Raw genomic sequence first — 22,589 nt, 5'->3', positions numbered from 1 at the left:
GGGGAGTGGAACGAGCTGAACCCACTCACCACTTCCCACTCACGAGATCAGTACCCCGGGGCCACCTGCGGTTGCGCGATGCCGATGCCTTCCAGGCCGCCCGCAATCCGGACGAGGCGTTCGTCCTGGAGGGGCGGCGCGATGAACTGGATGCCGACCGGGAGGCGCACGCCCTCCGCCGTGTCGAATCCGGCGGGGACGCTCAGGGCGGGCAGGCCCGCGAGGTTGATGGCGACGGTGTCCACGTCGGCGGCGTACATGGCCAGGGGATCGCTGGTCTTCTCGCCGCGCCGGAAGGCGGGGAACGGACTGGTGGGCGTGACGAGCACGTCGAACTGCCCGAAGGCCTGGGTGAAGCGGTCGGCGATCAGGCGGCGGACCTTCATGGCCTTGCTGTAGTACGCGTCGTAGTACCCGCTACTCAGGGCGTAGGTGCCGATCAGGATGCGGCGCTGCACCTCGGGCCCGAAGCCCTGCTCGCGGGTGAGGGTCATCGCCTCGGTCAGGTCGCTGCCCTGGGCGCGCTGGCCGTACACCATGCCGTCGAAGCGGGCGAGGTTGCTGCTCGCCTCGGGCATCGCGATCAGGTAGTACGCGGCGATGGCGTACCGCAGTTCGGGCAGGCTGACCTCGCTGACGGTCGCGCCCGCGCCGCGCAGGGCGTCCAGCGTGGCGTTCAGGGTGGCGTCCACGCCCGCCGTGTTCCCCGCGAGGCTCTCGGTGATCACGCCCACGCGCAGGCCGCGCAGGTCGTCCGGGGTGCCCGCCGCGAAGGTGGGGGGCGCGTCCAGGCTGGTGGCGTCGTGCGGGTCGTGCCCGGCGATGACGTTCATGATCAGCGCCAGGTCCTCCGCGGTGCGGGCGAACGGCCCGATCTGGTCGAGGCTGCTGGCGTACGCGACCAGCCCCGAGCGGCTCACGCGGCCGTAGGTGGGTTTCAGGCCGTACACGCCGGTGAACGCGGCGGGCTGCCGGACGCTGCCGCCCGTGTCGCTGCCCAGGCTGACGTCCACGAGGTTCGCCGCGACCGCCACGGCGCTCCCGCCGCTGCTGCCGCCCGGCACGCGCCCGGTATCCCAGGGGTTCAGGGTGGGGCCGTGCGCGCTGCTCTCGGTGGAGCTGCCCATCGCGAACTCGTCCATGTTCGCCTTCGCGACGATCACGGCGCCCGCGCGGGTCAGGCGCGCGGAGGCCGTCGCGTCGTAGGGACTGACGTACCCGCGCAGGATGCGGCTCCCGCAGGTCGTCTCGGTGCCCGTCACGTTGATGTTGTCCTTCACGATGACCGGCACGCCCGCCAGCGGCAGGGTCTCCCCGGCGTCCAGACGTGTCTGCACGGCCTGTGCCTGAGCCTGCGCGTTCGGATTCACGCTGACGACGGCATTCAGGTCGCGGGCCGCCTCGATGCGGTTCAGGGCCTGATCGGTCAGGTCCTGCGGGGAGAGGTCACGCGCCTGAACGCGGCGCGCCTGAGTTGCGGCGGAGGTGAAGGCCATACCGCGCCAGTGTACCGGGCGTCTCCCCCACCGCCGCGAAGGAGGATCAGACGGGCTGGCCTGTCGGGCCGGTCAGACAGGTTTGACGAGGACGCTCTCCCCGGCGCGCAGCGTGGTGCGCATCAGCAGTTCCGGCGGGATCATCAGTTGCGTCGTGAGGTTCGATCCCACCCGCACCGGCAGGGAGAACACCTGCCCGGTGTCGCTGCGGACCGCCACGAACTGCGGGTGGCGCACGATGTCCTCCTTCCAGCGGCGGAAGATGACCTCGTCGACCAGCACCACGTCGCGCACCTGCCGCGTGATCGTCACGACCAGCCGCGCCGTGCGCGACCGCCGAGGCACCAGCAGTCCGATCCGGAACAGTTTCAGCAGCATCCGCTTCACGTCCGGGTCATCCACGAGGTCCTTCACGGGTTTCTGCGCGTCGATCATCTTCAGGACGTCCAGTTCCTTCAGACTCCAGCGCATCCGCCGCACCCGCTCCGGGGACGTGATCCGCGCCGGACCCTCGAACGGCAGGTCCTGCACGGGCAGCGCCTCCAGCGCCTCCAGCGTCACCTCATCCAGCGAGGCGTCCAGTCGCGGATTCGGGTGCGTGACCCCCTCGTCGAAATGAAAACGTCCGATCGGGTCACGCATCAGCCGCACCAGGGCCGGCACGCCCTGATCCTGCCCGAGTTGCAGGTGACGCACCCGGCCGCCCTCCAGCCACGCCTGGAACTGCCCGTCAGGACGGAACACGTACAGCACGCCGCTGCGGCCCTGCTCGGCGAGCAGGTACAGCAGTTCCAGGAAGTCGAAGGTTTCGAGGCTCGCGGTGGACTTGGTCATGAAGAGGGCGTTGTTCCGAGGACCGACCTGCTTCAGCTCCGGCACAACCCTCTGGACCTCATGTTCGCTCATCCGGGCCGGGGGGGCAAGGGCAACCACCCCGGCGGACGCCCCCGGCGCGCCGTCAGCCGCGCAGCAGATGCGCGAAATTCCCCGATTCCAGCGGCGGCAGGTCCCCCAGGGACGTCAGGCCGAATTCCAGCAGGAAGCGCTCGGTCGTGCCGTACAGCAGCGGCTGCCCCACCGCGTCCGAACGGCCCACGACCTTCACGAGTTCCCGTTCCTGCAGGGTCACGACCGTACTGGCGCTCCCGCCGCGCATCGCCTCGATCTCCGCGCGGGTCACCGGCTGCCGGTACGCGATCACGGCCAGGACCTCCAGCGCCGCGCTGCTCAGCGCCGGGAGCGGCGGCGGGGACAGCAGCGGCGCGAGGTGCGGGGCCGTCACCGGCGGCACCACCAGCCGGTACCCGCCGGCCACCGCCTCGACCACGAACCCCAGGTCCGCCCCCTGCACCCGCGCGGCAAACGCGTCGGTCGCCCGCTGCGCGGCATCCTCCGGCACGCCCAGTACCCCAGCCAGTTCCCGCACCGTCACCGGACGACCCGCCGCGAGCAGTGCCGCCCCGATCAGCGCCTGCAGGCTGGGCGCGCTCACCGCACACCAGCCAGCGCCGCCAGCAACGTCCGTGCCGGAATGGCCCCCTCACGCAGCACCCGCCGCGACGGCACGTCCAGCACGGTGCTCGGCACGCCCAGCGCGGGCACCCCCGCGTCCGGCAGGACCAGTTCCGCCAGCCCCATGGCCCGCGCCTGCGCCTCGGTCAGCGCGGCCGCCTGCCCGCTCGGGTTGCAGCTGGTCGTCGCCAGCACCCCACCCACCCGCTCCAGCAGGGCCAGCGCCACCGGATGATCCGGCACCCGCACGCCCACCTGCCCCCCCGGCGCGAGCGACGCCGGGCAGGCAGGCGACGCGCCCGTGACCAGCGTCAGCGGCCCCGGCAGGAACGGCACCAGCGCATCGAAAGCCGCGTCCGGCCGCACAAACGACCGCGCGAAGGCCAGGCTCATGAACGACCCCTGCACCGGCTTCCCACCGTCCCGCCCCTTGGCGACGAAGAGTCCCTCTGCGGCGTCCGGCAGGGCCGCCAGACCCCATACCGTCTCGCTGGGGTACGCGACCACCCCACCCCGCTTCAGGACAGCCGCCGCGTCATCCAGCAGCGCCGCCCACGGCACGCCCGCCTCCAGTTCATTCAATCTGTCCAAGCTGTTCATCATGCCCCTGCGCGGCCAGCGGGGTCCAGCCTGCACCCCCGAACCTGTAAGGTCACCGCAAGGCCCGCAGTCTATACTGAGCGGTATGCCCGTCTTCGAATACCGCGTGCGTGACCGCTCCGGCAAGGTGCTGAAGTCCTCGATGGAAGCCGAGACGGCCAACCAGGTCCGGGACGCCCTGCGCTCCAAGGGCCTGATGATCGTCGAGATCAAACCCCCCAAGACCGGCCTGAGCGCCGACGTCAAGATCCCGTTCCTCGACAACCGCCCGCCCAGCCTGAAACAGGTGGCGATCTTCAGTAAGCAGCTCGCCACGCTGATCAACGCCGGGGTGCCGCTCGTGCAGTCCCTGGCGATCCTGCAGAAGCAGATCGAGCACAAGGGCTTCCAGGGCGTCGTGAAGGAGATGCGAACCGAGATCGAGGCCGGGACGCCACTGAGCGACGCGATCGCCAAGCACCCCAAGGTCTTCAATCGCCTGTACCTGAACCTCGTTCGTGCCGGCGAGACCAGCGGCACCCTGGACTCGGTCCTGGAACGCATCGCGGACTTCCAGGAAAAGGAACTCGCGCTGCGAGGCAAGATCAAGAGCGCCCTGACCTACCCGGTCGTCGTACTGGTCTTCGCGATCCTCATCACGTACTTCCTGCTGACGACCATCGTCCCGCAGTTCGCCAGCATCCTGTCCCAGCTGAACGCCCCACTGCCCTTCATCACGAAGATGCTCATGGCTGTCTCCAGCTTCCTCCAGAATCAGATCCTCATTCTGGTCGCCATCATCGCAGGCTTCACGTTCCTGTACCGCTGGTACTACGCCACGCCCAAGGGACGCGTCGTCATCGACGAGATCAAGCTCAAGGTACCCATCCTGGGCAACCTGATTCAGAAGAGTGCCATCGCCTCATTCGCCCGCACTTTCGGTCTGCTGATCAGCAGCGGCGTGAACATCATCGAGAGCCTGGAGATCACCAAAGGCACCGCGAACAACGCCATCGTCGAGGAGAGCATCGAGAACGCCAAGAACGTCGTCATGGTCGGCGAGCAGATGAGCAGCAGCCTCGCGACCAGCAAGGTCTTCCCCCCCATGGTCGTCAGCATGATCAACATCGGCGAAGAGACCGGGTCGCTGGACGACATGCTCATCAAGGTCGGGGACTTCTACGACCGCGAAGTGGACGAGGCCGTGGACGGCATGACCGCCGCCATCGAACCATTGATGATCGTGTTCCTCGGCGGGATCGTCGGGACGATCGTCGCTGGGATGTTCCTCCCGATGTTCGCCATCATCGGCCAGCTCAGCCAATAACGCCGATGCCAGAGGAGACCCCCGCACGGTCGCGGGGGTTTTTTTGTCGTTCAGCGGGTCGCAGCCCGCACGGCGGCGTTCACGTCGAGAAAACGCAGACCGTCCCCGGTGACGCGGGCACTGGAGAGCAGCAGCGCTTTCGCCTGCGGGGCGCTCAGGGCGGGGTTCGCGGCGCGCATCAGGGCGGCAGCTCCGGACACCAGTGGCGCGGCGAAACTGGTGCCCGCCTGCAGGGTGTACCCGCCCGTCTGGTTCAGCACCAGCATCTGCGAGGCGTTCGTCGCGCCGGGGCAGTTCCCGCTGCCGCCCGGCGCGAGCATGAAGTGCGCTGCCGCGGCCGTCTGACCGGCCAGTGGGCGGGCACTGTAGCAGGCCAGCGCATCCGTACTGCCCGCCGCGCCGACCGCGATGACGTCCGGGTGACTGGCCGGGTAGTACAGCCCGTCCCCAGGCGTGTTTCCGGCAGACGCGACGAGAACGGCGCTGCCCGCCGCGCTCGTCAGGGCCGCCGACAGTGCAGGGTCAGGGTCGGCGGTGCCGGTCACGGCGATCCCCAGGCTCATGTTGATGACCTTCGCGCCGCTGCTCACGGCGTCCCGGACGGCCTGCGCGACCGTGCTGGTGCTCGCGCCCGCCGCGCCGATCACCTCCATGGGCGTCACGACGCCACTCCAGGTGAGCCCCGCCAGTCCCTGCCCATTGTTGGTCGTGGCGGCGATCACGCCCGTGGTGGCCGTGCCGTGCCCCCCGTCGTCCGACGATCCCCCACCCAGGTATGACCGGCCCGCTGCCAGCCGACCCTGCAGGTCCGGATGGGTGGTCGCCACCAGGGAATCGAGCACCGCCGTCCGCGCCGCGACCGGCGTCTTACCGCATCCCTGCAGGAACGTCCAGGCCTGCGGGGCGTTCACGCGCGTCAGGTACGACTGAACGAACCGCGCCCCGCCGACCGCCACGCCGGCGTTCCCCGGCACGCCGGGATCATTCGGGGTCACCAGCGGCAGGTACAGGTAATCCGGCTGGGTGACGACGCCCTGAGTCCGCAGGCGACCCGCGACGGCCACCTCCTCGCCGGGAGCGGTGCGGATCACGGTGACGCCCGGCACGACCTCCTCACCTGTCATCCCCAGCGTGGACAACCGAGGTCCGCCGGGCACGCTGCTGACCAGCACCCGCCCAGGCACGTGAGGCCTCGACCAGTCAGCCGCCCCCACCGTCCAGCCCGGAGCGGCATTCCCCTGCGCCGCCACTGGCAGGGCGCCAGCCACCGCCTGCGTGCAGATCGGCTTCGGCGTGGGCGTCGGAGTAGGGGTCGGCGTGACCGACCCACCGCCTCCACACGCGGACAGCAGGGTCGTCAGCAGCAGACCGGGCAACCAGGGGCGCATACGCCAGCGTACTCACCCGGCCTGACCCGCACCTGAGCCGCCACTCCATGTCACCTCAATGAACGCGCACACCCCGCGACAGCGGCTGCTTCTGCACCCACTTCACGAACTTCTGCACCTCCTCCCGCTCCCGGATGGCCTCGACGGTATTCAGTTCATTGGCCAGCTGCGCGTTACTGAACGTCTTCACCAGGAAGCCCTGGCACGCCGCGCACATCTTCACGGTGGGAATCTCGCCCAGTTTCACGCCCTGCCGCCGCCCCTGTGACTTCGGCACGAGGTGGTGATCCGTCATGTCCCCCTCACGCCCGCACAGCACGCACGTGTCCAGCGGCTCCGTGCGCGTGTCCTCGATCCAGCTGGCCTGCTCGCGTTCCTTACGACCCATGACGGCACCATAGCGCGCGGGCAGCACACCGACCGGGTCGGCGCACCTGCACACCCCGGACCCGCGGAATCTGGAATAGTGCGCTCATGCTGTGGCTGGGGGAACGACGCGGGTATCTCAGTGACTGGATCACCCAACAATGGGTCAGGGCAACCGGGCGTTCCCTGGACGACCACCCCCACCTGCTCGGCCCGGTCGGCACCCGGCGCCGCATCGGCTTCGATCAGCCCGAGCAGCTGGCCGACGCGCTGAACCTGACGCTGGACACGTCCCCCTCGGGCGGGCTGCTGCAGGACAGCGCCGCGCTGTTCCCCGGCATTCACCCCCGCGTGGCGGAATTCTACGACGAGACGTCCCGCTACGAACTGCAGGTCTGGAGCAGCTGGCGCGGCCCGTTCCGCACCTTCGGCCAGCTGCTCGGCGCGCTGTTCAGCCGCCGCCTGGAGCAGATGAACGTCCCGCTGGACGGCCTGGACACCGCCTGGGGCCTCCACGGCGAGGTCACCCACCTACGCGACCCCTCCGGACAGGTGCAGTACACCGTGTGGCGACGCCGGTTACGCCGCACCGGCCGCGTGCTCTTCGTGGGGTACTACAGCGAAGTGACCCTCCCGGACGGTCCCGGCGTCCGCATCGTCTTCCCCCTCCCCGGCGGCAACCTGACCGTGCTGATGGCCGCCACCGTCGGCCCCGCCGGGGAACTGCAGCTCTCCTCGCATGGACGCACCTTCGGGGGCGCCGGAGGGTACTTCACGCTGGCCGGTCCCCCTCACCGCCGGGCCGTGGGTCGCATGATTCCGCTGCACGAGGACATCGTCGTCTGGGTGGACGAACGATCAGAGCTGCGCGCCCGGCACACGCTCCGACTGTGGCACCTCCACTTCCTGGAACTGCAGTACCTGATGCGCCGCACCGATTGAAGAAACTCAGCGGGGCCGAATACTTGAGCAGCGATCCACTCAGCCCCCACCGCCGGGAGTACGTGGATGGCTTCGTGTACACCCTGCCCGCCGGCATGGCACGCACCGTCTGGATCCTTCAATCCTTAATTATAAGACTTTCGCGATTATCCAAATCGCTTCCACTGAATTCGTAAATCTCGTTCGCATTCTCCGATATAAATCCATATGTACGCCTCCCATCATCGGAATCGATCTGCCAATACACAGCCAGCTTATGCAGATATATAGATTTTACGCCAATCTTAAAAACTTCAAGGGCAGTACGAGGTAATATAATCTCAGACGATCCAGAATTTAATCTTGAAATATCAAAAACATAACACTCTCGGCCCTCAATTTTAATAATATCATTGGATTTTATCTCTCCAAAATCGCCATGGCCTACGGCCCTAATCATCTTAACGTCATTTTTTAGCATAAAATTGCTATCCGTATCTATAGCCTCCCTGCATATAATAATTTCAGCAGTCCAATTTTTAACCGCATTGCCACCCGTATTTGCAATCAGGAAAGAAATCTGTCTGTCTTTATTTACAACAATCCGGAGACTCAGCAAGGAAGATCTCATTCTATTCATGACATCCCTGATCTGGAAATCTTTCATCGGTTGCGTAGAAAAATTTGTGCGATAGTAGTAGATATTATCCGACGCTTGATGACAGGTATCACTTTTGGGGATATCGACAACATAGACCGAATTAGATATTTCCCCATTGACCCGGATAGGATAGATTTTGATGTTTGCAATCCTAGGAGAAATATTTGAATCGATTATTGCCTCCAATCGCTCTTTGCTCCACTCCCGCCCGTTAACACCAGAGAACCCAGTAGCGAAATGCTTTAAATCGCCCTTCCCCTCCTCCACTCCGATAATAAGCACTCCGCCATCAGAATTCGCAAAACCCACAACCTGCTTAGTTAGTGAGTCTTGGCAATCCTTTCTTAAGAACGCCCCGGCTTTGAAATCAAGATGCTGGCTTTCCTCAACAGAATTAAACAATGCCTCAACTCTTTTCTGGTTCCACTCCATACCAAAATTATGTCAGGCACCTGGAAATTCAGGTGCCTGACATGAGCTAAGCTAATCGAATTATCAGGCTTTGACTTCGTTGCTCTTGGCGAGGATGCCGCGGAGCACGGTCTGGAGGATGCCGCCGTTCTTGTAGTAGTCGATTTCGACGGGGGTGTCGATGCGGCACTGGACGGTGATGGTGCGGCTCTGGCCGTCGGCGGTGGTGATCTTGACGGTGACGTCCTGGCGGGGTTTGAGGTCGCCGGGGAGGATCACGTCGAAGGTCTCGTCGCCGTTGATGCCCAGGGATTCGGCGGTTTCGCCGTTCTTGTACTGCAGGGGCAGGACGCCCATGCCGACGAGGTTGCTGCGGTGGATGCGCTCGAAGCTTTCGGCGATGACGGCCTTCACGCCGAGCAGGAAGGTGCCTTTGGCGGCCCAGTCGCGGCTGCTGCCCATGCCGTAGTCCTTGCCCGCGAAGATGACGAGGGGGGTTCCGGCGGCCTTGTAGTTGACGCTGGCGTCGTAGATGCTGCTGACCTGGCCGGTGGTGTAGTCGGTGGTGAAGCCGCCTTCGGTGCCGGGGGCGAGCTGGTTCTTCAGGCGGATGTTGGCGAACGTGCCGCGGGTCATGATGCGGTCGTTGCCGCGGCGGCTGCCGTAGCTGTTGAAGTCCTTCGGAGCAATGCCGCGTTCGGTGAGGAACTTCCCGGCGGGGGTGTCGGCCTTGAAGCTCCCGGCGGGGCTGATGTGGTCGGTGGTGACGCTGTCGCCGACCTTCACCAGGGCGCGGGCGCCTTCGATGGACACGATGTCGCTGGGGCCGCCGGCGAGGTTGTCGAAGAAGGGCGGGTTCTGGATGTAGGTGCTGTCTTCCTTCCAGTCGTACAGCGCGCCCTCGGCAACGGGGATGGCGTTCCAGTCCTGGTTGCTCTTCTCGATGCCGTCGTAGACCTTCTTGAACATCTCGGCATTGATGGCCTGGTCCATGACCTGCTGGATCTCGGCGGTGGTGGGCCACACGTCGCGCAGGTACACGCTCTGACCGTCAGGGCCGGTGCCGATGGGGTCGTTCACGATGTCGTTCACGACGGTGCCGGCCAGGGCGTACGCGACGACCAGGGGCGGGGAGGCGAGGTAGTTCGCCTTGATGTGCGGGTTGACGCGGCCTTCGAAGTTGCGGTTGCCGCTCAGGACGCTGGCGACGACGAGGTCACCTTCGTTGATGGCGTCCACGGTGGGTTCGGGCAGCGGGCCGCTGTTGCCGATGCAGGTCATGCAGCCGTAGCCGACGGTGTTGAAGCCGATCTGGTCGAGGTAGCTCTGGAGCCCGGCGGCTTCGAGGTACTCGGTGACGACGCGGCTGCCGGGGGCGAGGCTGGTCTTGACCCAGGGTTTGCTCTTGAGGCCCAGTTCGACGGCTTTCTTGGCGACCAGACCGGCGGCGATCAGCACGCTGGGGTTGCTGGTGTTCGTGCAGCTGGTGATGCTGGCCAGCGTCACGGCGCCGTGGCCGATCTTGATGTCGGTGCCGGTAATGGTGCCCTGCGCGCCGAGCTTGTCCGCGGGCAGTTCGAAGCCGCGGGCCTTGACGGGCGCGGTGAGGGCCTCGTTGAAGACGGTGTGCATGCCGGTCAGGTCCACGCGGTCCTGGGGGCGTTTGGGGCCCGCGAGGCTGGGGACGATGGTGCCCAGGTCGAGTTCGATGGTGTCGGTGAAGACGGGGTCGACGGTGTCGTCCGTGCGGTACATGCCCTGGGCCTTGTAGTACGCCTCGACCAGTTCAACTTCGGTGTCCAGGCGGCCGGTGCGGCGCAGGTAGCGCAGCGCCTCGTCGTCCACGGGGAAGAAGCCCATGGTCGCGCCGTATTCGGGGGCCATGTTGGCGATGGTGGCACGGTCGGGGAGGGTCATGTTGCTGAGGCCCGCGCCGTAGAACTCGACGAACTTGCCCACCACACCTTTGGCGCGCAGCATCTCGGTGACGCGCAGCGCGAGGTCGGTGGCGGTGGCGCCTTCGGGCATGGCGCCCGTGATCTTGAAGCCGATGACTTCGGGCATCAGCATGTAGATGGGCTGGCCGAGCATGACGGCTTCGGCTTCGATGCCGCCGACGCCCCAGCCGACGATGCCCAGGCCGTTGATCATGGTCGTGTGGCTGTCGGTGCCGACGAGGCTGTCGGGGTACACGACGACGCCGTCATCTTCCGGGCGGCTCTGGACGCCCTTGGCGAGGTACTCCAGGTTGACCTGGTGCACGATGCCCGAGGCGGGGGGCACGACGCCGAAGTTGTCGAAGGCCTGCTGGCCCCAGCGGAGGAACTCGTAGCGTTCGCGGTTGCGTTCGAATTCCAGGGCCATGTTGTTCGCGAGGGCGAAGTCGGTGCCGAACTCGTCGACCTGCACGCTGTGGTCGATGACGAGGTCCACGGGGATCAGCGGGTTGATCTTGCTGGGGTCGCCACCGAGTTTGACCATGGCGGAGCGCATGGCGGCGAGGTCGACGACGGCGGGCACGCCGGTGAAGTCCTGGAGGATCACGCGGGCGGGTTTGAAGGGAATCTCGACTTCGTCGTTGACGGGTTTCCACCCGGCGACGGTGGTGACGTCCTCGCGGCGGACGTCGTAGTCGTTCGCTTCGCGCAGGACGCTCTCGAGCAGCACCTTGATGCTGACCGGGAGGCGGCTGATGTCGTGGCCCTGCTCCTGAAGTTTGTTCAGGTTGTAGTAGTAGAGTTTCTGACCGCTTTGCGTGGTGAGGACGTCGCGCGTCCCGAACAGGTTCATCGCCATGATTGGTTTCCTCCTTGCCCCCGACGGGGCGGTTCTTCCATCATAAATGTTTCGTGTGTGGGCGGGCGTTACCCGTGCAGGCACGAACGCCCGCCAGCGTCACCCCGCCGGGGACAACGCGTGCCGGTCGGGGTCGCCTCCCCCGGACACCGGGGCCGCCGCTCGCGCATACTTCAGGGCGTGACCGCTTCCCTCGCCCCCCACGAGTCCGCCCGCCTCTCCGCGCTGGAACAGACCGTCCGCGACGGCCTGCGCGACTTCCGCCGCACCGGACAGGCCCTCAGCGAGATCCGCGACAACGGGTTCTACCGCGCCTATTACGAGTCCTTCGAGGCGTACCTGCAGGACCGCTGGGGCTTCACCGCCCCGCAGGCCGGACGCCTGATCGACGCGTCCGACGTGGCGAAGGTCCTCGATCCGCTGGGCATCCAGCCGAAGAACGAGGCACAGGCCCGCTCGTACCGCGCCGCCGCGAAAGTCATCGAAGAACTCGAGCCCGAACAGCAGCGCGTCATCGCCCGCCTCGTGGAGGCCGCCGCGCCCGACACCCAGCCTGAAATGGACGGCGAGGAGGACGTGCCGTGGGACGTGCCCGCCGCCGAGGTCCGCATCATGGCCAGCGTCGTGAAGAAGCTGCAGCCCGACGCGCTCGTCCACCACCCGGACAGCGGCGACGAGGTCGCCTTCGACACCCTGACGAACCCCGAACGCTTCGAGGTCATCCGCACCCACGTCGACCAGAAGACCCAGGCGTACCGCGAGAAACAGGAAGCGAAGGCGAACGCCCCGCAGGCCGAGAAGATCAACTGGGCCGACTGGGTGCTGAACACCGCCGCGCAGAACCTGAGCCACGGGCAGCGGCTGGAGATCACCGTGGAACCCGACGGCAGCGGCGCCGCCCGCGCCGTCGCCCGCATCGTGGACGGGGGCACCGGCGAAGTCCTCTCGGCCGGGGCCGGGGCCGTCACCCTGAAGAAGGCCGTGCTGAACCTCGCCGCCGAACTGAAATAAGGCCGTCTCCGGTTGAAGGGGGTGCACAACCCGTTCAACCCGAGCGGATGCGACTCGCAGAGCTGCGCAGCAGAGGAGGCGAAAAACGGGCTCCGGGCGTCCAGCCTGGGCCGCCGCTTCTGGCCCGCAGGGGATTTGGTTCATGATGGCCCGCAGAGTGCGGCAGGCGGAGTACGCTCGGGGGATGACGTCCACTCCTCACGCCGTGTCCAGGTTGGCGGTGCCCCGCGAGGGCATCGTGGCGGTCCCCTGCTATCAGGCGCGGGCGTTCAATGGCCGGACGGCGCTGCTGGCCCCGATGGGCACGCGGGTCCCGTTCGATTTCGCCTCCCTGACCGAGCGGGATTTCGCCCTGCTGACGGGCGAGCGGGGCGAGGCGTGGACGGTGCAGGCGTTGATCGCCGTGGACGTGGACTGGCTCGTCGGGGTGATGCAGGAGGCCGACCGGCGGGACCGGACGCTGGGCGTCGAGATCGCGGACGTGTGGTACTACGTCTCGCCGGTCCACCTGGAACCCACGGTCGTGGATGGGCGGTACGTGGTCGTGGGCCTGTACCGCTAGGGTCGCCCCGTATGCTGCTCGCATGACCTCCACGCTGCTCACGGACCGGCCCGGTTTCACGCCCATGATCGCGCGACTGGTGGGGATGATGACCTATACGCGCGAGACGACGCTGGAGGCCGTGCAGGGCTGGACAGTCGAGGAACTGGACCTGATTCCGGATGGGCACGCGAACAGCGCCGGGATGCTGCTGGCGCACATGGCGGCGGTGGAGCGCATCTACCAGCTGATCAGCGACGGGCACCCCGACCCGGATTCCGCACTGGAGGCGCACTACTTGCCGGGCCTGAATCTCGGGGAGCAGGGCCGCGCGGAGCTCCGGGGACGGCCCCTGCGGCACTACCTGGAGGAACTGGCCCGCGTGCGCGCCGGGACGCTGGAGTTGCTGGGGTCACGGGATGACGCGTGGCTGGACGAACCCCTTCCCTTCTGGGGGAGCACGGGCAACCGGCACTTCATGTGGTTCCACGTGTTCGAGGACGAGATCAACCACCGGGGGCAGCTGCGGCTGCTGCGGCGGCACCAGCCGGGCCTGCAGGGACTGGGCCTGACGGGCGCGTGGCTGGAACCACTCGCGGACGGGCGGGGCGTGCGCTGCCGCACGGTATTCGAGGGGAGCCCGGCCGCTCAGGCGGGATTGAAGACCGGGGATGAGATCGTCGCCATCGACGGGGTGGACGTGCAGGGCACGTACTTCCACGAGTTGCGGCTGGGGGCCGCGCCGGGCGTGAGCAGTACGTTCACGGTCCGGCGCGGTGACGGCACGCAGGACGTGACCGTGACGCGGGTGGCGCGGCCCGGCTGAGCGGCGGGGGGCACCACTGCCTAGCGCAGCAGGTCGAGGAGTTCGCCGACGGTGTGGTGCGCTTCGAGGGGGTGGCGCAGGGGGGTGCTGGGCTGGAGGTGGTAGGTGTTGCGGCGGCCCTGGCGTTCGCGGGTCAGCACGCCGGCGTCTTCGAGGTCGCGGACGATGCGTTGTACGGCGCGTTCGGTGATGCCGACGCGCAGGGCGACTTCGCGGAGGGTGTCGCCGGGGTGCTGCTGGAGGCACAGCAGGACGTGGGTGTGGTTGGTGAGGAAGGTCCACGGGGCGGGCGTGGTCATGGGTGGCTTGACCTTAGCACACGAAATACGACATACTTTTCGCGTATTAGATTTCGCTCTTTGGAGGAGTCATGACCCGAGCCACCCTGGACACCACCGCCACCACGCCCCTCACCGCCGCCCCCCTCACCACTGTCGCCGTTGCCCACGGGGACGGCATCGGCCCGGAAATCATGGATGCCACCCTGCGGATCCTGGCCGCCGCCGGGGCACGCCTCCAGCCCGTCCCGATCCGCATCGGCGAGGCCGTGTACCGCGAGGGTCACACCAGCGGCTTCACGCCCGACACCTGGGACACCCTGCGCGCGGCGGGCGTGCTGCTCAAGGCCCCCATCACCACCCCGCAGGGCGGCGGGTACAAGAGCCTGAACGTCACGCTGCGCAAGACGCTGGGCCTGTACGCGAACGTCCGCCCGTGCCGCGCCTACGCGCCGTTCGTGCCCAGCCACCACGCGGGCACGGACGTGGTGATCATCCGCGAGAACGAGGAGGACCTGTACGCGGGCATCGAGCACCGCCAGACGCGTGAGGTCGTGCAGTGCCTGAAGCTCGTCACGCGGGACGGCTGCGAGCGGATCGTGCGCTACGCCTTCGAGTACGCCCGCGCGCACGGGCGGCGCCGGGTGACGGCGCTGAGCAAGGACAACATCATGAAGCTCACGGACGGCCTGTTCCATCAGGTGTTCCGCGAGATCGGCGCCGAGTACCCGGACCTCGAGCAGGAGCACCAGATCATCGACATCGGCACGGCGCGGCTGGCGACCCGCCCCGAACGGTACGACGTTGTGGTGACCCTGAACCTGTACGGGGACATCATCAGTGACGTGGCGGCCGAGGTGACGGGTTCGGTGGGGCTGGCGGGCAGCGCGAACATCGGCCCGAGCTTCGCGCTGTTCGAGGCGATTCACGGCAGCGCGCCGGACATCGCCGGGCAGAACGTCGCCAACCCCGGCGGGCTGCTGCAGGCGGCGGTCATGATGCTGGGGCACCTGGGGCAGCACGACGTGGCAGTGCGGGTGCAGAACGCGTGGCTGCGCGCCCTGGAGGACGGCGTGCATACCGCCGACATCGCGGGGGAACACACCCGCGAGCGGGTCGGGACGCGCGAGTTCGCGGACGCCGTGATCGCCCGGCTGGGGCAGGAGCCGCAGGTGCTGCCCGCCGCGCGCCGGGGGCCGGGGCAGCTGCCCGCGCCCGCGCCGCAGCCGGATCGCCGGGACGTGGTGAAGGCCCTGGTGGGCACGGACGTGTTCTTCGAGTGGGCCGAGGCGGACCGTGACCCGTCGGTGCTGGCCGCGCGGCTGGAGGCGCTGGTGACCGGGCGGTTGCGGCTGAACATGATCACGAACCGGGGCGTGAAGGTCTGGCCGGGCGGGCAGCCGGAGACGTTCCGCGCGGATCACTGGCGCTGCCGCTTCCTGGCGGACGGCGACGGGCCGGTGCGGCACGCGGACGTGGTGGCGCTGCTGACGGGTCTGCTGGGCAGCGGGCTGGATTTCATCAAGACCGAGCACCTGTACACCTTCGACGGCGTGCCGGGCTACTCGATGGGGCAGGGGCAGTAGCCGTTAGCCGTGCCGTGAGGGCCGCCTTCTTCCCGCGTGGGAGGGGGCGGTTTTCTTCTGTCGGGCGGCTGGGATTGCCGAGCATTCCGGTGGGTGTTCTGCGTTGAGTTCGGGGGGCGGGGGGAGTAGAATCCTCTTATTGAGAATCCTTCCTATTAAGGAGGATCGTCCCTCTCCCCCACCCCGGAGGCTCCCCGTGACCACCCAGACCCTCACCTCCCCGAGCGCCCGGCCCGAGGCGCGCTTCACGATGTCCCCCGAGCTGCGCCGCGCCGTCACCCTGACCGCCCTGACCCTGGCGGGCCTCCTCCTGGGCCTGACCGGGCAGTACCTCCTGCACCTCCCGGCCCTGCAGTGGGCGGGGTACGTCACGGCGTTCCTGGCGGGCGGCATTCCCGCCGGGCGCGAGGCGCTGCACTCGCTGTTCGTGGAACGCAAACTGGACGTGGACCTGCTGATGGTCCTCGCGGCCCTGGGCGCGGCGAGCATCGGGCAGGCGGCGGACGGCGCGATCCTCCTCTTTCTGTTCAGCCTGAGCAACACCCTGCAGGACTGGGCGATGGGCCGCACGTCCAGCGCCATCCAGGCCCTGATGAACCTGAACCCGGAGGGCGCGACCGTCCGCCGGGACGGCGTGGAGAAATGGTGCGAGCTGGGCGAGATCCGCATCGGGGACCTGCTCGTCGTGCGGCCCGGCGAGCGGGTCGCCGCCGACGCGCGGGTCGTGAAGGGCCAGACGAGCGTGGACGAGAGCCCCATCACGGGCGAGAGCGTCCCGGTGGACAAGGCCCCCGGCGCGGAGCTGGCCTCCGGCACCGTGAACCTGAACGGCAGCGTGGAAGCCGAAGTGATCCGCCCGGCGGGCGAGAGCACCCTGGCACGGCTGGTGGGCCTGATGGAGCAGGCTCAGACGCAGAAGAGCCGCACCGAGAGCCTCACCGAACGCTGGGAGAGCCCGTACGCGATGATCGTGCTGGCCCTCGTGCCCGCCGTGTACGCCCTGCTGCGCTTCGGGTTCGGCCTGAGCGTGGACGACGCGTGGTACCGCGCCATGACGTTCATGGTGGTCGCCAGCCCCTGCGCCGTGGTGATCAGCACGCCCGCCGTGATGCTCTCGGCGATGGCGGCCGCCGCGCGCGCCGGGGTGCTGTTCAAGAGCAGCGCCGCCATGGACGCCCTGGCGGGCGTGCAGACCGTCGCGTTCGACAAGACCGGCACGCTGACCCAGGCCCGCATGACCCTGACCGCCGTGCACGCGGACGACGAGGGGCAGGCACTGGCGCTGGCCGCCGGACTGGAAGCGCACAGCGAGCACCCCATCGCGCAGGCCATCGTCACCGCCGCCCGTGACCGCGGCGTGACGCCGCTGACCGTCACGGACGCGCAGGCGATTCCCGGGCACGGCATCGAGGCGCGCCTGCCGGACGGGCAGGTCGCGTGGGCGGGGAACGTCCGCCTCGCGGACCGGCAGGGTGCCACGCTGGACGCCACGCAGCAGGCAGCCCTGAGTGACCTGGGCGCGCGCGGGAGCAGCAGCGTCATCGTGGGCGTCGGCCCGCACGTGACTGGCGTGATGGGCGTCGCGGACGCCCTGCGGCCCGACATCCGCGCCGCGCTGGACGCCCTGAAGGCCAGCGGCGTCGCGCACCGCGTCATGCTGACCGGCGACCGCGAGGAGGTCGCCCGCAGCGTGGCCGCTGAGGTCGGCCTCAGTGAGTTCCGCGCGGGTCTGCTGCCCGAGGACAAGCTGCGCCTGATCGGCGAGCTGCCCGGCCCGGTCGCCATGGTCGGCGACGGCGTGAACGACGCGCCCGCCCTGGCCCGCGCCGACCTGGGCGTGGCGGTCGCGTCCGGCACCGACGTCGCCATCGAGAGTGCGGACGTGGTCCTGATGCAGAACGACCTCGGGCGGCTGGCGGGCGCGGTCAGGCTGGCCCGGGACGCGCGGCGCACCGTCATCACCAATCTGGTCTTCGCGTTCGGCGTGATCCTGATCGTCGCGCCGCTCGCCGTGGCAGGCAAAGTGCCGCTCCCGCTGGGCGTCCTGGCGCACGAGGGCGGCACGGTGTTCGTCGTATTCATGGGCCTGCGCCTGCTGCGCCACCGGGTGTAAAGGGGAGGCAGGACACGGGGCGCGGGAGGCAGTGGGGACCGCGCCCTTAAAGGTTCCCGCAGGTCGAGACACATCCCGGCGCGGCCTGACCCCCCGACGCTGAAGACCGAAGCGTTTCCCGGAGGCCCCATGAGACTGAATCCTGCCCGCCGTCCCCTTCTGCCCCGCGTGCTGCTGGGGCTCGTCGGCCTGTTCGTCGTCGCGCAACTCGTGCCGTATGGCCGGGCGCACGCCAATCCCACCGTGCAGGCCCAGCCGAAGTGGGACAGCCCGCAGACCGAGGCGCTGTTCACGCGGGCCTGCGCGGACTGCCACAGTCACGCGACCGTGTGGCCCTGGTACAGCAACGTGGCGCCCATCTCGTGGCTGGTTCAGCGGCACGTGGACGAGGGCCGCAGCAAATTCAACGTGAACGTCCCCGGCTTCGGGCGGGATGCCGACGAGGCCGCCAAGGAGGTGCGGTCGGGCGGCATGCCCGAACCCACCTATCTGCCCCTGCACCCGGAAGCCCGCCTGAACGCGCAGGAGAAGGAGCAACTCGCGGCGGGCCTGGAGGCGACCTTCGGCACGACCGGACCTCGGTGACCGGACGGAGGCTGGGCGCGCGAACGCCCAACCCTGCATGAACGCCGCACTCGCCCCGACCGGCGGGCGCGGCGGTAGGGTAAGCGGGCACATCAGCCTTCCGGCCAGCCAGGGCCAGCAGTCGCCCTGGCACCCCGCCAGCTCACGCTGACGGGCACGGCCGCCCGTCCCCACTTCGTACAGGAGGTTTCCCGATGAACGAGCGTGACACGAACCCGGCCGAGAATCACCCCGCACAGGACCAACGCAGTCCCCAGGGCGGCAGCAAGGACACCGACGACCTGAGCAGCGTCAAGGACGTGCAGAAGACCGGCATGCAGGAACACGCCAGGCAGGTCGACCAGACGCCGGACGACGTGACCGGCGCGAACGACGGCATGCAGCCCAGCATTCGCAACCACTGACGCGCGCCGTCGGACACCCGCACCACGCCACACGCAGCTTCGAGTCCGCGCAGGGACGCGCGGCGCACCACCAGGAGGACCACATGGGAGAGGGCAGACCGAACGGGCAGGCGAACGCGAACGTCTCGCAGGAGACCATCAACGATCAGGGGCAGTGGAATACGGGCACGGCCAAGTACGCCGGGGACGCCGCCACCGAGGGGCAGTACACCGGGGTCAGCGACGCGAACGCGGACGCGGGGGACACCACGTCGCAGGCGCAGCAGGTGAGCCTGACCACCGACCCGCGCCCCGACGCGCAGGGCGGCACGGACGTGAACCCCACGTCGTTCGGGAGCATGCAGGGCGGCCTGCCCGCCAGCGGCGCGACGACCGACCCGGACACGAAAGCGGACAGCGACAAGGCCTGAACCTCACCAGAAAAAGCGCCCACCCGCAGTCAGGGGTGGGCGCTTTCTGTCGACGGGGCTTACTTCTTGGGCGCGTCGATGGTCTTGCTGGCCTTCGCGGCCGGACGGGCAGGGGCCTTCTCGACCTTCTGGCCGATGGTGGCGGTTTCCTTCTCGACCTGCTTGTTGATCAGGATCTGCTGCCCGATGCCGATCAGGGTGGACAGGATGATGTAGATCGTCACGCCTGCCGGGAAGGTCAGCGCGAAGTACAGGAAGATCAGGTAGATGAACGCCTGCTGGCGGAACATCTCCGGGGTCTTGCGGGTCATGACGTACAGCTGCCCGATGTTCACGATGAGGTACACCAGGGCCAGCAGGTAGAACGGGTCGGGAATGGCGAGGTCCGGGAGCCACAGGAAGCCGCTGTCGAACTCGAAGTTGCGGATGGTGGACCACAGGGCGATCAGCACCGGGAACGGCAGGAACGTGGAGAAGCACCCGGCCGGGTTGAAGTTGTAGTCCTTGTACAGCTGGGCCATCTCGGCCTGCATGGCCCGCTGGGAGTCCATGTCCTTGCGGTCTTTGTACTTCTCCTGAATTTCCTTGATCTTGGGCTGCATGACCTGCATGCGGGCGGTGGTGCGGCCCTGCACCTGCATCAGCGGCCACATGATGGCGCGCAGCAGGATCGTCAGGAGGACCAGCACCAGTCCCCAGTTGCCGATCAGCTTGTACATCTCTTCCATGAGCTTCACGATCAGCAGGCTGATCTGACCGAAGAAGTTCGGTTTGAACAGGCCGGGCAGGTCGGTGTAGCCGCTCTGGTACAGGTGGATCAGTTCGTTCTTGCCGCCGTAGATTTCCAGGGTGCTGCTGGCGGGCACGGACGCCGTGATGAGGCCCTGGCTTCCGCCGGTCAGGGTGGCGTTCACCTGCGTGCCGCCCTGTGGGAGGACCATCAGGGCGTGCGCGACCTGGCTGGGGTTCTCCTGCAGCGCGGCGTACTGGATGTTCTCGACGGTCAGGGTGCCGCTGCCCTGCACGGTGGCGGGCTGCGCGCCGCCCTGCGCGTACGCCTGCACGCGCGGGTTGTCCGCCTTGCCGAGGCCCGGGAACAGGACGTTCACGCGTTCGGAGCCGCCCGTGACCTCGGTCTTCAGGTCGACCTTGAAGTTGCGGGGGTGCAGCGTGACGGTCTTCGTGACGGTCGCGCCGCCCTGCGTGTACCGGAACACGGCGTCCTGCCGGTTGGCGGCCATGTCGGTGGTCAGGCCGGTCGGGGTGGTCGTCTCGGCGCTCTGCGCGGGGTCGAGTCCGGCGGCCTTGTCCTCGACGGCCAGCGCCTTGCGCCCGGCGACCATGTTCACGATGCCCTTCTGGTTGGTCAGGGCACTGAAGTCGTAGGTACCGTCGGCCCGCTTCTTGATGTAGGGGGTGCCGGCGTAGCCCTTGACGTACCAGCCGATGATCTCGCCGCGGGCGTTGAACACCACGTCCTGGAGGTTGCTCGTGGCGATGTACTCGTCGCCGGGCTGGCCGTCGAAGTCGGCCTTGATCCACTCGGGCGTGATGGCCTTCCCGAAGGTGGGCAGCGGGCCGGTCTGACCGCAGCCGCTGAGCAGCAGCATGCCGCCCAGGGCGGCGATTGGAAGCAGGTGTCGTGTCTTCATGGGTTTCGGGGTTGCCTCTTGGGGAAGTGCTCGGGGACCGGGTCGAACCCGCCGGGCACCAGGGGATTGCAGCGCATGATGCGCCACGCGGCCAGCCAGCCGCCCTTCACGGCGCCGTGCCGCTCGATGGCCTGCGCAGCGTACTCCGAGCAGGTCGGGGTGAAGCGGCAGGTGGGCGCGGGCTTGCGGGGCGAGAGGTGCTGCTGGTAGGAACGGACGGCCCGGACCATCAGTTTGCGGGGCGCGTTCACGCGCGTTCTCCCTGCGGGTCGGGTTCCGGTGAGTCTAGCGCGGGCTGAATGGCGGGGGGCACGGGGGCAGGTACGCGTCCGCCGCCGCGCGGGTTCCCGCCCCCCTGGCCCTTCTGGCCGCCACCCTTGCCACTGCCGCCCTTGCCGCCCCGTCCCGGCGCGCGGTTCAGGGCGCGTGTCAGGGCCGCCTGGAGGTCCGCGAAGGGCACGTCCAGGATGGCGGGGTTGGGCAGCAGGATGGCGCGGCAGGCCGGAAGGCCGCCGGGCAGGGTGCGCAGGGCCTCGCGGGCGCGGCGGCGGGCGCGGTTGCGGTCCACGGCCCGCCTCAGGGTCTTCTTGCTGACGACGATGCCGATGATCGCGCGGGGCCGCCACGTTTCCCCGTGGCGGGGGCGGTACTCGGTGACGCGCAGCGTGAACAGCGGGTCGCGGATCGCCTGCCCGTGGGCGCGGACCTTGCGGAATTCCCGGTCGCCCCGTAACGAGTCCAGCGCCACCGGACGGCGGGGCCGTTCCTGGGTGGCGCTGGGGGGATCAGTCTGTGCGATGAGGGCCGCTCCGGGTGGGAGCTTACTCGTCGGCGACGGTGAGCTGGTGACGGCCCTTGGCGCGGCGACGCGCGAGGATGTTACGGCCGGACTTGGTCTTCATGCGGGCGCGGAAGCCGTGGGTCTTGGCGCGCTTGCGGTTGTTGGGCTGGTAGGTACGCTTCATGGTGCTCTCCTCTTGTCTCGCGGAGCTGCCGGTCTGCTGACCGGGCGCGCAGCGTCACGCGGGAACGCCTCCCTCGGGAGGCAAACTCCGGGAATATAGCATGTCGTCCGCCCGCAGGGCAAAGGGCAGATGAGGCAGCGCGCCCCCTGACAGACTTCTAAGCTGACCGCATGCCCAGCACCGAGGTGGCGACTCCTCACCCGGCTGACCCGTCCGTGCCCGAGCGGGACGCGGGACGGCACGCCGCGTCTCCCGTGTCCCGGGCGGCGCCAGCCAGACCGGCACCCCATGAGCCGCTGTCCCGTCTGCCTGCCGCGCCCCGCCTGCCCGGGCTGGACCCCTGGACGCTCGTGCTGGGCGGCGCGGTGCTGCTCTCGGCGGCGTTCACGCTGGTTCCGGCGCTGGTCCCGCAGCCGCGCGTGCCGACCGTGACCCGCGCGGCGCTGCCCGTTGCGACCTCACCGGCGGCGACCTCGCCTGCATCTGCCACGCCGGAGGCGCCGGTCTACCCCACCACGAGCAGCATCACGCCGCTGATCTCGGGTCGGGTGAACCTGAACTCGGCCAGCCTGGAGCAACTGGAGGCCCTGCCGAAGGTCGGTCCGGCGCTGGCCTCAAGAATCGTGGCGGGCCGCCCCTACCGGTCGCTGGCGGACCTGGACCGCGTGAAGGGCATCGGGCCAGCGGCGCTGAAATCGCTGGAACCGCTGGTGTCGTTCTGAACTCGCCCCGGCCCCAAGCGGGCAGCCTGCCGTGGCCGG

At 68.2% G+C, this 22,589-nt stretch carries 24 protein-coding genes; 11 read left to right on the top strand and 13 right to left on the bottom strand.

All coding sequences use genetic code 11. The annotated features are described in order from the left end of the window. Positions 1 to 47: 47 nt before the first annotated feature. From gatA to EXW95_RS15835, 4 genes are all read right to left on the bottom strand, one after another. On the bottom strand, positions 48 to 1,496 hold the full coding sequence (gene gatA / locus EXW95_RS15850; protein WP_174368255.1) for an Asp-tRNA(Asn)/Glu-tRNA(Gln) amidotransferase subunit GatA: 1,449 nt from the start codon (positions 1,494 to 1,496) through the stop codon (positions 48 to 50). Between the two features lie 72 nt (positions 1,497 to 1,568). Further along, positions 1,569 to 2,330 (bottom strand): DUF4388 domain-containing protein, encoded by a 762-nt coding sequence (locus tag EXW95_RS15845; protein ID WP_174368254.1) that lies wholly within the window; start codon positions 2,328 to 2,330, stop codon positions 1,569 to 1,571. 124 nt (positions 2,331 to 2,454) lie between these two features. After that, positions 2,455 to 2,988, bottom strand: a complete 534-nt coding sequence (gene scpB, locus EXW95_RS15840; RefSeq protein ID WP_371810113.1) for an SMC-Scp complex subunit ScpB — start codon at positions 2,986 to 2,988, stop codon at positions 2,455 to 2,457. Beyond that, complete coding sequence (locus EXW95_RS15835) at positions 2,985 to 3,608, bottom strand: L-threonylcarbamoyladenylate synthase (protein ID WP_174369021.1); 624 nt, start codon at positions 3,606 to 3,608, stop codon at positions 2,985 to 2,987. Before EXW95_RS15835 ends, scpB begins: the two co-directional genes overlap by 4 nt. A gap of 85 nt (positions 3,609 to 3,693) precedes the next feature. Here EXW95_RS15835 and EXW95_RS15830 point away from each other — a divergent pair, with 85 nt between their 5' ends. Then, a complete protein-coding gene (locus tag EXW95_RS15830; RefSeq protein WP_174368253.1) occupies positions 3,694 to 4,914 on the top strand; it encodes a type II secretion system F family protein in 1,221 nt (406 codons plus the stop codon). Between the two features lie 50 nt (positions 4,915 to 4,964). On the opposite strand, the gene EXW95_RS15825 is transcribed toward EXW95_RS15830, so the two are convergent. After that, positions 4,965 to 6,302: a S8 family serine peptidase gene (locus tag EXW95_RS15825; RefSeq protein ID WP_174368252.1), complete on the bottom strand. Its 1,338-nt coding sequence runs from the start codon at positions 6,300 to 6,302 to the stop codon at positions 4,965 to 4,967. Between the two features lie 55 nt (positions 6,303 to 6,357). Further along, the gene (locus EXW95_RS15820; protein ID WP_174368251.1) at positions 6,358 to 6,690 is read right to left on the bottom strand and encodes an HNH endonuclease; all 333 of its coding nucleotides are present in this window, start codon (positions 6,688 to 6,690) and stop codon (positions 6,358 to 6,360) included. Between the two features lie 86 nt (positions 6,691 to 6,776). On the opposite strand from EXW95_RS15820, the gene EXW95_RS15815 reads away from it, so the two are divergent. Next, entirely contained in the window at positions 6,777 to 7,610 is an 834-nt protein-coding gene (locus tag EXW95_RS15815) for a hypothetical protein (RefSeq protein WP_174368250.1), read from the top strand. 118 nt (positions 7,611 to 7,728) lie between these two features. Here the strand turns inward: EXW95_RS15815 and EXW95_RS15810 are convergent, their stop codons facing one another. Further along, on the bottom strand, positions 7,729 to 8,682 hold the full coding sequence (locus EXW95_RS15810) for a helix-turn-helix domain-containing protein (protein WP_174368249.1): 954 nt from the start codon (positions 8,680 to 8,682) through the stop codon (positions 7,729 to 7,731). A 63-nt stretch (positions 8,683 to 8,745) separates the two neighbouring features. Next, a complete protein-coding gene (gene acnA / locus EXW95_RS15805) occupies positions 8,746 to 11,457 on the bottom strand; it encodes an aconitate hydratase AcnA (RefSeq protein ID WP_174368248.1) in 2,712 nt (903 codons plus the stop codon). A 180-nt stretch (positions 11,458 to 11,637) separates the two neighbouring features. On the opposite strand from acnA, the gene EXW95_RS15800 reads away from it, so the two are divergent. The 3 genes from EXW95_RS15800 to EXW95_RS15790 all read left to right on the top strand — a co-directional run bounded on the left by EXW95_RS15800 (position 11,638) and on the right by EXW95_RS15790 (position 13,835). Beyond that, a complete protein-coding gene (locus tag EXW95_RS15800) occupies positions 11,638 to 12,468 on the top strand; it encodes a hypothetical protein (RefSeq protein WP_217449209.1) in 831 nt (276 codons plus the stop codon). A 184-nt stretch (positions 12,469 to 12,652) separates the two neighbouring features. After that, a complete protein-coding gene (locus tag EXW95_RS15795; protein ID WP_174368247.1) occupies positions 12,653 to 13,030 on the top strand; it encodes a hypothetical protein in 378 nt (125 codons plus the stop codon). Positions 13,031 to 13,052: 22 nt separating this feature from the next. Then, the gene (locus EXW95_RS15790) at positions 13,053 to 13,835 is read left to right on the top strand and encodes a DUF664 domain-containing protein (RefSeq protein ID WP_174368246.1); all 783 of its coding nucleotides are present in this window, start codon (positions 13,053 to 13,055) and stop codon (positions 13,833 to 13,835) included. 20 nt (positions 13,836 to 13,855) lie between these two features. On the opposite strand, the gene EXW95_RS15785 is transcribed toward EXW95_RS15790, so the two are convergent. Then, positions 13,856 to 14,134 (bottom strand): winged helix-turn-helix domain-containing protein, encoded by a 279-nt coding sequence (locus EXW95_RS15785; protein WP_174368245.1) that lies wholly within the window; start codon positions 14,132 to 14,134, stop codon positions 13,856 to 13,858. Between the two features lie 71 nt (positions 14,135 to 14,205). Between EXW95_RS15785 and EXW95_RS15780 the strand changes: the two genes are divergently transcribed. From EXW95_RS15780 to EXW95_RS15760, 5 genes are all read left to right on the top strand, one after another. Continuing rightward, positions 14,206 to 15,699: an NADP-dependent isocitrate dehydrogenase gene (locus EXW95_RS15780; protein WP_174368244.1), complete on the top strand. Its 1,494-nt coding sequence runs from the start codon at positions 14,206 to 14,208 to the stop codon at positions 15,697 to 15,699. A 196-nt stretch (positions 15,700 to 15,895) separates the two neighbouring features. Then, a complete protein-coding gene (locus EXW95_RS15775) occupies positions 15,896 to 17,812 on the top strand; it encodes a heavy metal translocating P-type ATPase (protein WP_371810112.1) in 1,917 nt (638 codons plus the stop codon). A gap of 129 nt (positions 17,813 to 17,941) precedes the next feature. Further along, on the top strand, positions 17,942 to 18,397 hold the full coding sequence (locus EXW95_RS15770) for a heme-binding domain-containing protein (protein WP_174368243.1): 456 nt from the start codon (positions 17,942 to 17,944) through the stop codon (positions 18,395 to 18,397). 194 nt (positions 18,398 to 18,591) lie between these two features. Further along, the gene (locus tag EXW95_RS15765; protein ID WP_174368242.1) at positions 18,592 to 18,801 is read left to right on the top strand and encodes a hypothetical protein; all 210 of its coding nucleotides are present in this window, start codon (positions 18,592 to 18,594) and stop codon (positions 18,799 to 18,801) included. A gap of 83 nt (positions 18,802 to 18,884) precedes the next feature. After that, entirely contained in the window at positions 18,885 to 19,211 is a 327-nt protein-coding gene (locus tag EXW95_RS15760; RefSeq protein ID WP_174368241.1) for a hypothetical protein, read from the top strand. Positions 19,212 to 19,270: 59 nt separating this feature from the next. On the opposite strand, the gene yidC is transcribed toward EXW95_RS15760, so the two are convergent. From yidC to rpmH, 4 genes are all read right to left on the bottom strand, one after another. Then, a complete protein-coding gene (yidC, locus tag EXW95_RS15755) occupies positions 19,271 to 20,863 on the bottom strand; it encodes a membrane protein insertase YidC (protein ID WP_174368240.1) in 1,593 nt (530 codons plus the stop codon). Continuing rightward, the gene (gene yidD / locus EXW95_RS15750) at positions 20,860 to 21,093 is read right to left on the bottom strand and encodes a membrane protein insertion efficiency factor YidD (protein ID WP_217449461.1); all 234 of its coding nucleotides are present in this window, start codon (positions 21,091 to 21,093) and stop codon (positions 20,860 to 20,862) included. The genes yidC and yidD overlap by 4 nt, the downstream gene beginning before the upstream one ends. A 17-nt stretch (positions 21,094 to 21,110) precedes the next feature. Next, positions 21,111 to 21,611 (bottom strand): ribonuclease P protein component, encoded by a 501-nt coding sequence (rnpA, locus tag EXW95_RS15745; RefSeq protein WP_174368238.1) that lies wholly within the window; start codon positions 21,609 to 21,611, stop codon positions 21,111 to 21,113. 73 nt (positions 21,612 to 21,684) lie between these two features. Then, entirely contained in the window at positions 21,685 to 21,828 is a 144-nt protein-coding gene (gene rpmH, locus EXW95_RS15740) for a 50S ribosomal protein L34 (RefSeq protein ID WP_046844501.1), read from the bottom strand. 170 nt (positions 21,829 to 21,998) lie between these two features. On the opposite strand from rpmH, the gene EXW95_RS20765 reads away from it, so the two are divergent. Further along, positions 21,999 to 22,550, top strand: a complete 552-nt coding sequence (locus tag EXW95_RS20765; protein WP_174368237.1) for a ComEA family DNA-binding protein — start codon at positions 21,999 to 22,001, stop codon at positions 22,548 to 22,550. Positions 22,551 to 22,589 lie beyond the last annotated feature (39 nt).

It is taken from the genome of Deinococcus sp. JMULE3 (genome assembly GCF_013337115.1).
In the GTDB taxonomy this organism is placed as follows: Bacteria; Deinococcota; Deinococci; order Deinococcales; family Deinococcaceae; genus Deinococcus.
Note: the sequence above shows the minus strand (reverse complement) of the source record. Positions and strands in the feature narration are given on the sequence as shown.

Coding starts and splice junctions, on each gene's coding strand:
- gatA (WP_174368255.1), bottom strand. CDS start 1,496: ATGGCCTTCACCTCCGCCGCAACTCAGGCGCGCCGCGTTCAGGCGCGT.
- EXW95_RS15760 (WP_174368241.1), top strand. CDS start 18,885: ATGGGAGAGGGCAGACCGAACGGGCAGGCGAACGCGAACGTCTCGCAG.
- EXW95_RS15785 (WP_174368245.1), bottom strand. CDS start 14,134: ATGACCACGCCCGCCCCGTGGACCTTCCTCACCAACCACACCCACGTC.
- yidC (WP_174368240.1), bottom strand. CDS start 20,863: ATGAAGACACGACACCTGCTTCCAATCGCCGCCCTGGGCGGCATGCTG.
- EXW95_RS15780 (WP_174368244.1), top strand. CDS start 14,206: ATGACCCGAGCCACCCTGGACACCACCGCCACCACGCCCCTCACCGCC.
- EXW95_RS15770 (WP_174368243.1), top strand. CDS start 17,942: ATGAGACTGAATCCTGCCCGCCGTCCCCTTCTGCCCCGCGTGCTGCTG.
- EXW95_RS15830 (WP_174368253.1), top strand. CDS start 3,694: ATGCCCGTCTTCGAATACCGCGTGCGTGACCGCTCCGGCAAGGTGCTG.
- EXW95_RS15825 (WP_174368252.1), bottom strand. CDS start 6,302: ATGCGCCCCTGGTTGCCCGGTCTGCTGCTGACGACCCTGCTGTCCGCG.
- EXW95_RS15790 (WP_174368246.1), top strand. CDS start 13,053: ATGACCTCCACGCTGCTCACGGACCGGCCCGGTTTCACGCCCATGATC.
- EXW95_RS15845 (WP_174368254.1), bottom strand. CDS start 2,330: ATGACCAAGTCCACCGCGAGCCTCGAAACCTTCGACTTCCTGGAACTG.
- yidD (WP_217449461.1), bottom strand. CDS start 21,093: ATGGTCCGGGCCGTCCGTTCCTACCAGCAGCACCTCTCGCCCCGCAAG.
- EXW95_RS15795 (WP_174368247.1), top strand. CDS start 12,653: ATGACGTCCACTCCTCACGCCGTGTCCAGGTTGGCGGTGCCCCGCGAG.
- EXW95_RS20765 (WP_174368237.1), top strand. CDS start 21,999: ATGCCCAGCACCGAGGTGGCGACTCCTCACCCGGCTGACCCGTCCGTG.
- EXW95_RS15810 (WP_174368249.1), bottom strand. CDS start 8,682: ATGGAGTGGAACCAGAAAAGAGTTGAGGCATTGTTTAATTCTGTTGAG.
- acnA (WP_174368248.1), bottom strand. CDS start 11,457: ATGGCGATGAACCTGTTCGGGACGCGCGACGTCCTCACCACGCAAAGC.
- EXW95_RS15835 (WP_174369021.1), bottom strand. CDS start 3,608: ATGAACAGCTTGGACAGATTGAATGAACTGGAGGCGGGCGTGCCGTGG.
- EXW95_RS15820 (WP_174368251.1), bottom strand. CDS start 6,690: ATGGGTCGTAAGGAACGCGAGCAGGCCAGCTGGATCGAGGACACGCGC.
- EXW95_RS15815 (WP_174368250.1), top strand. CDS start 6,777: ATGCTGTGGCTGGGGGAACGACGCGGGTATCTCAGTGACTGGATCACC.
- rpmH (WP_046844501.1), bottom strand. CDS start 21,828: ATGAAGCGTACCTACCAGCCCAACAACCGCAAGCGCGCCAAGACCCAC.
- EXW95_RS15765 (WP_174368242.1), top strand. CDS start 18,592: ATGAACGAGCGTGACACGAACCCGGCCGAGAATCACCCCGCACAGGAC.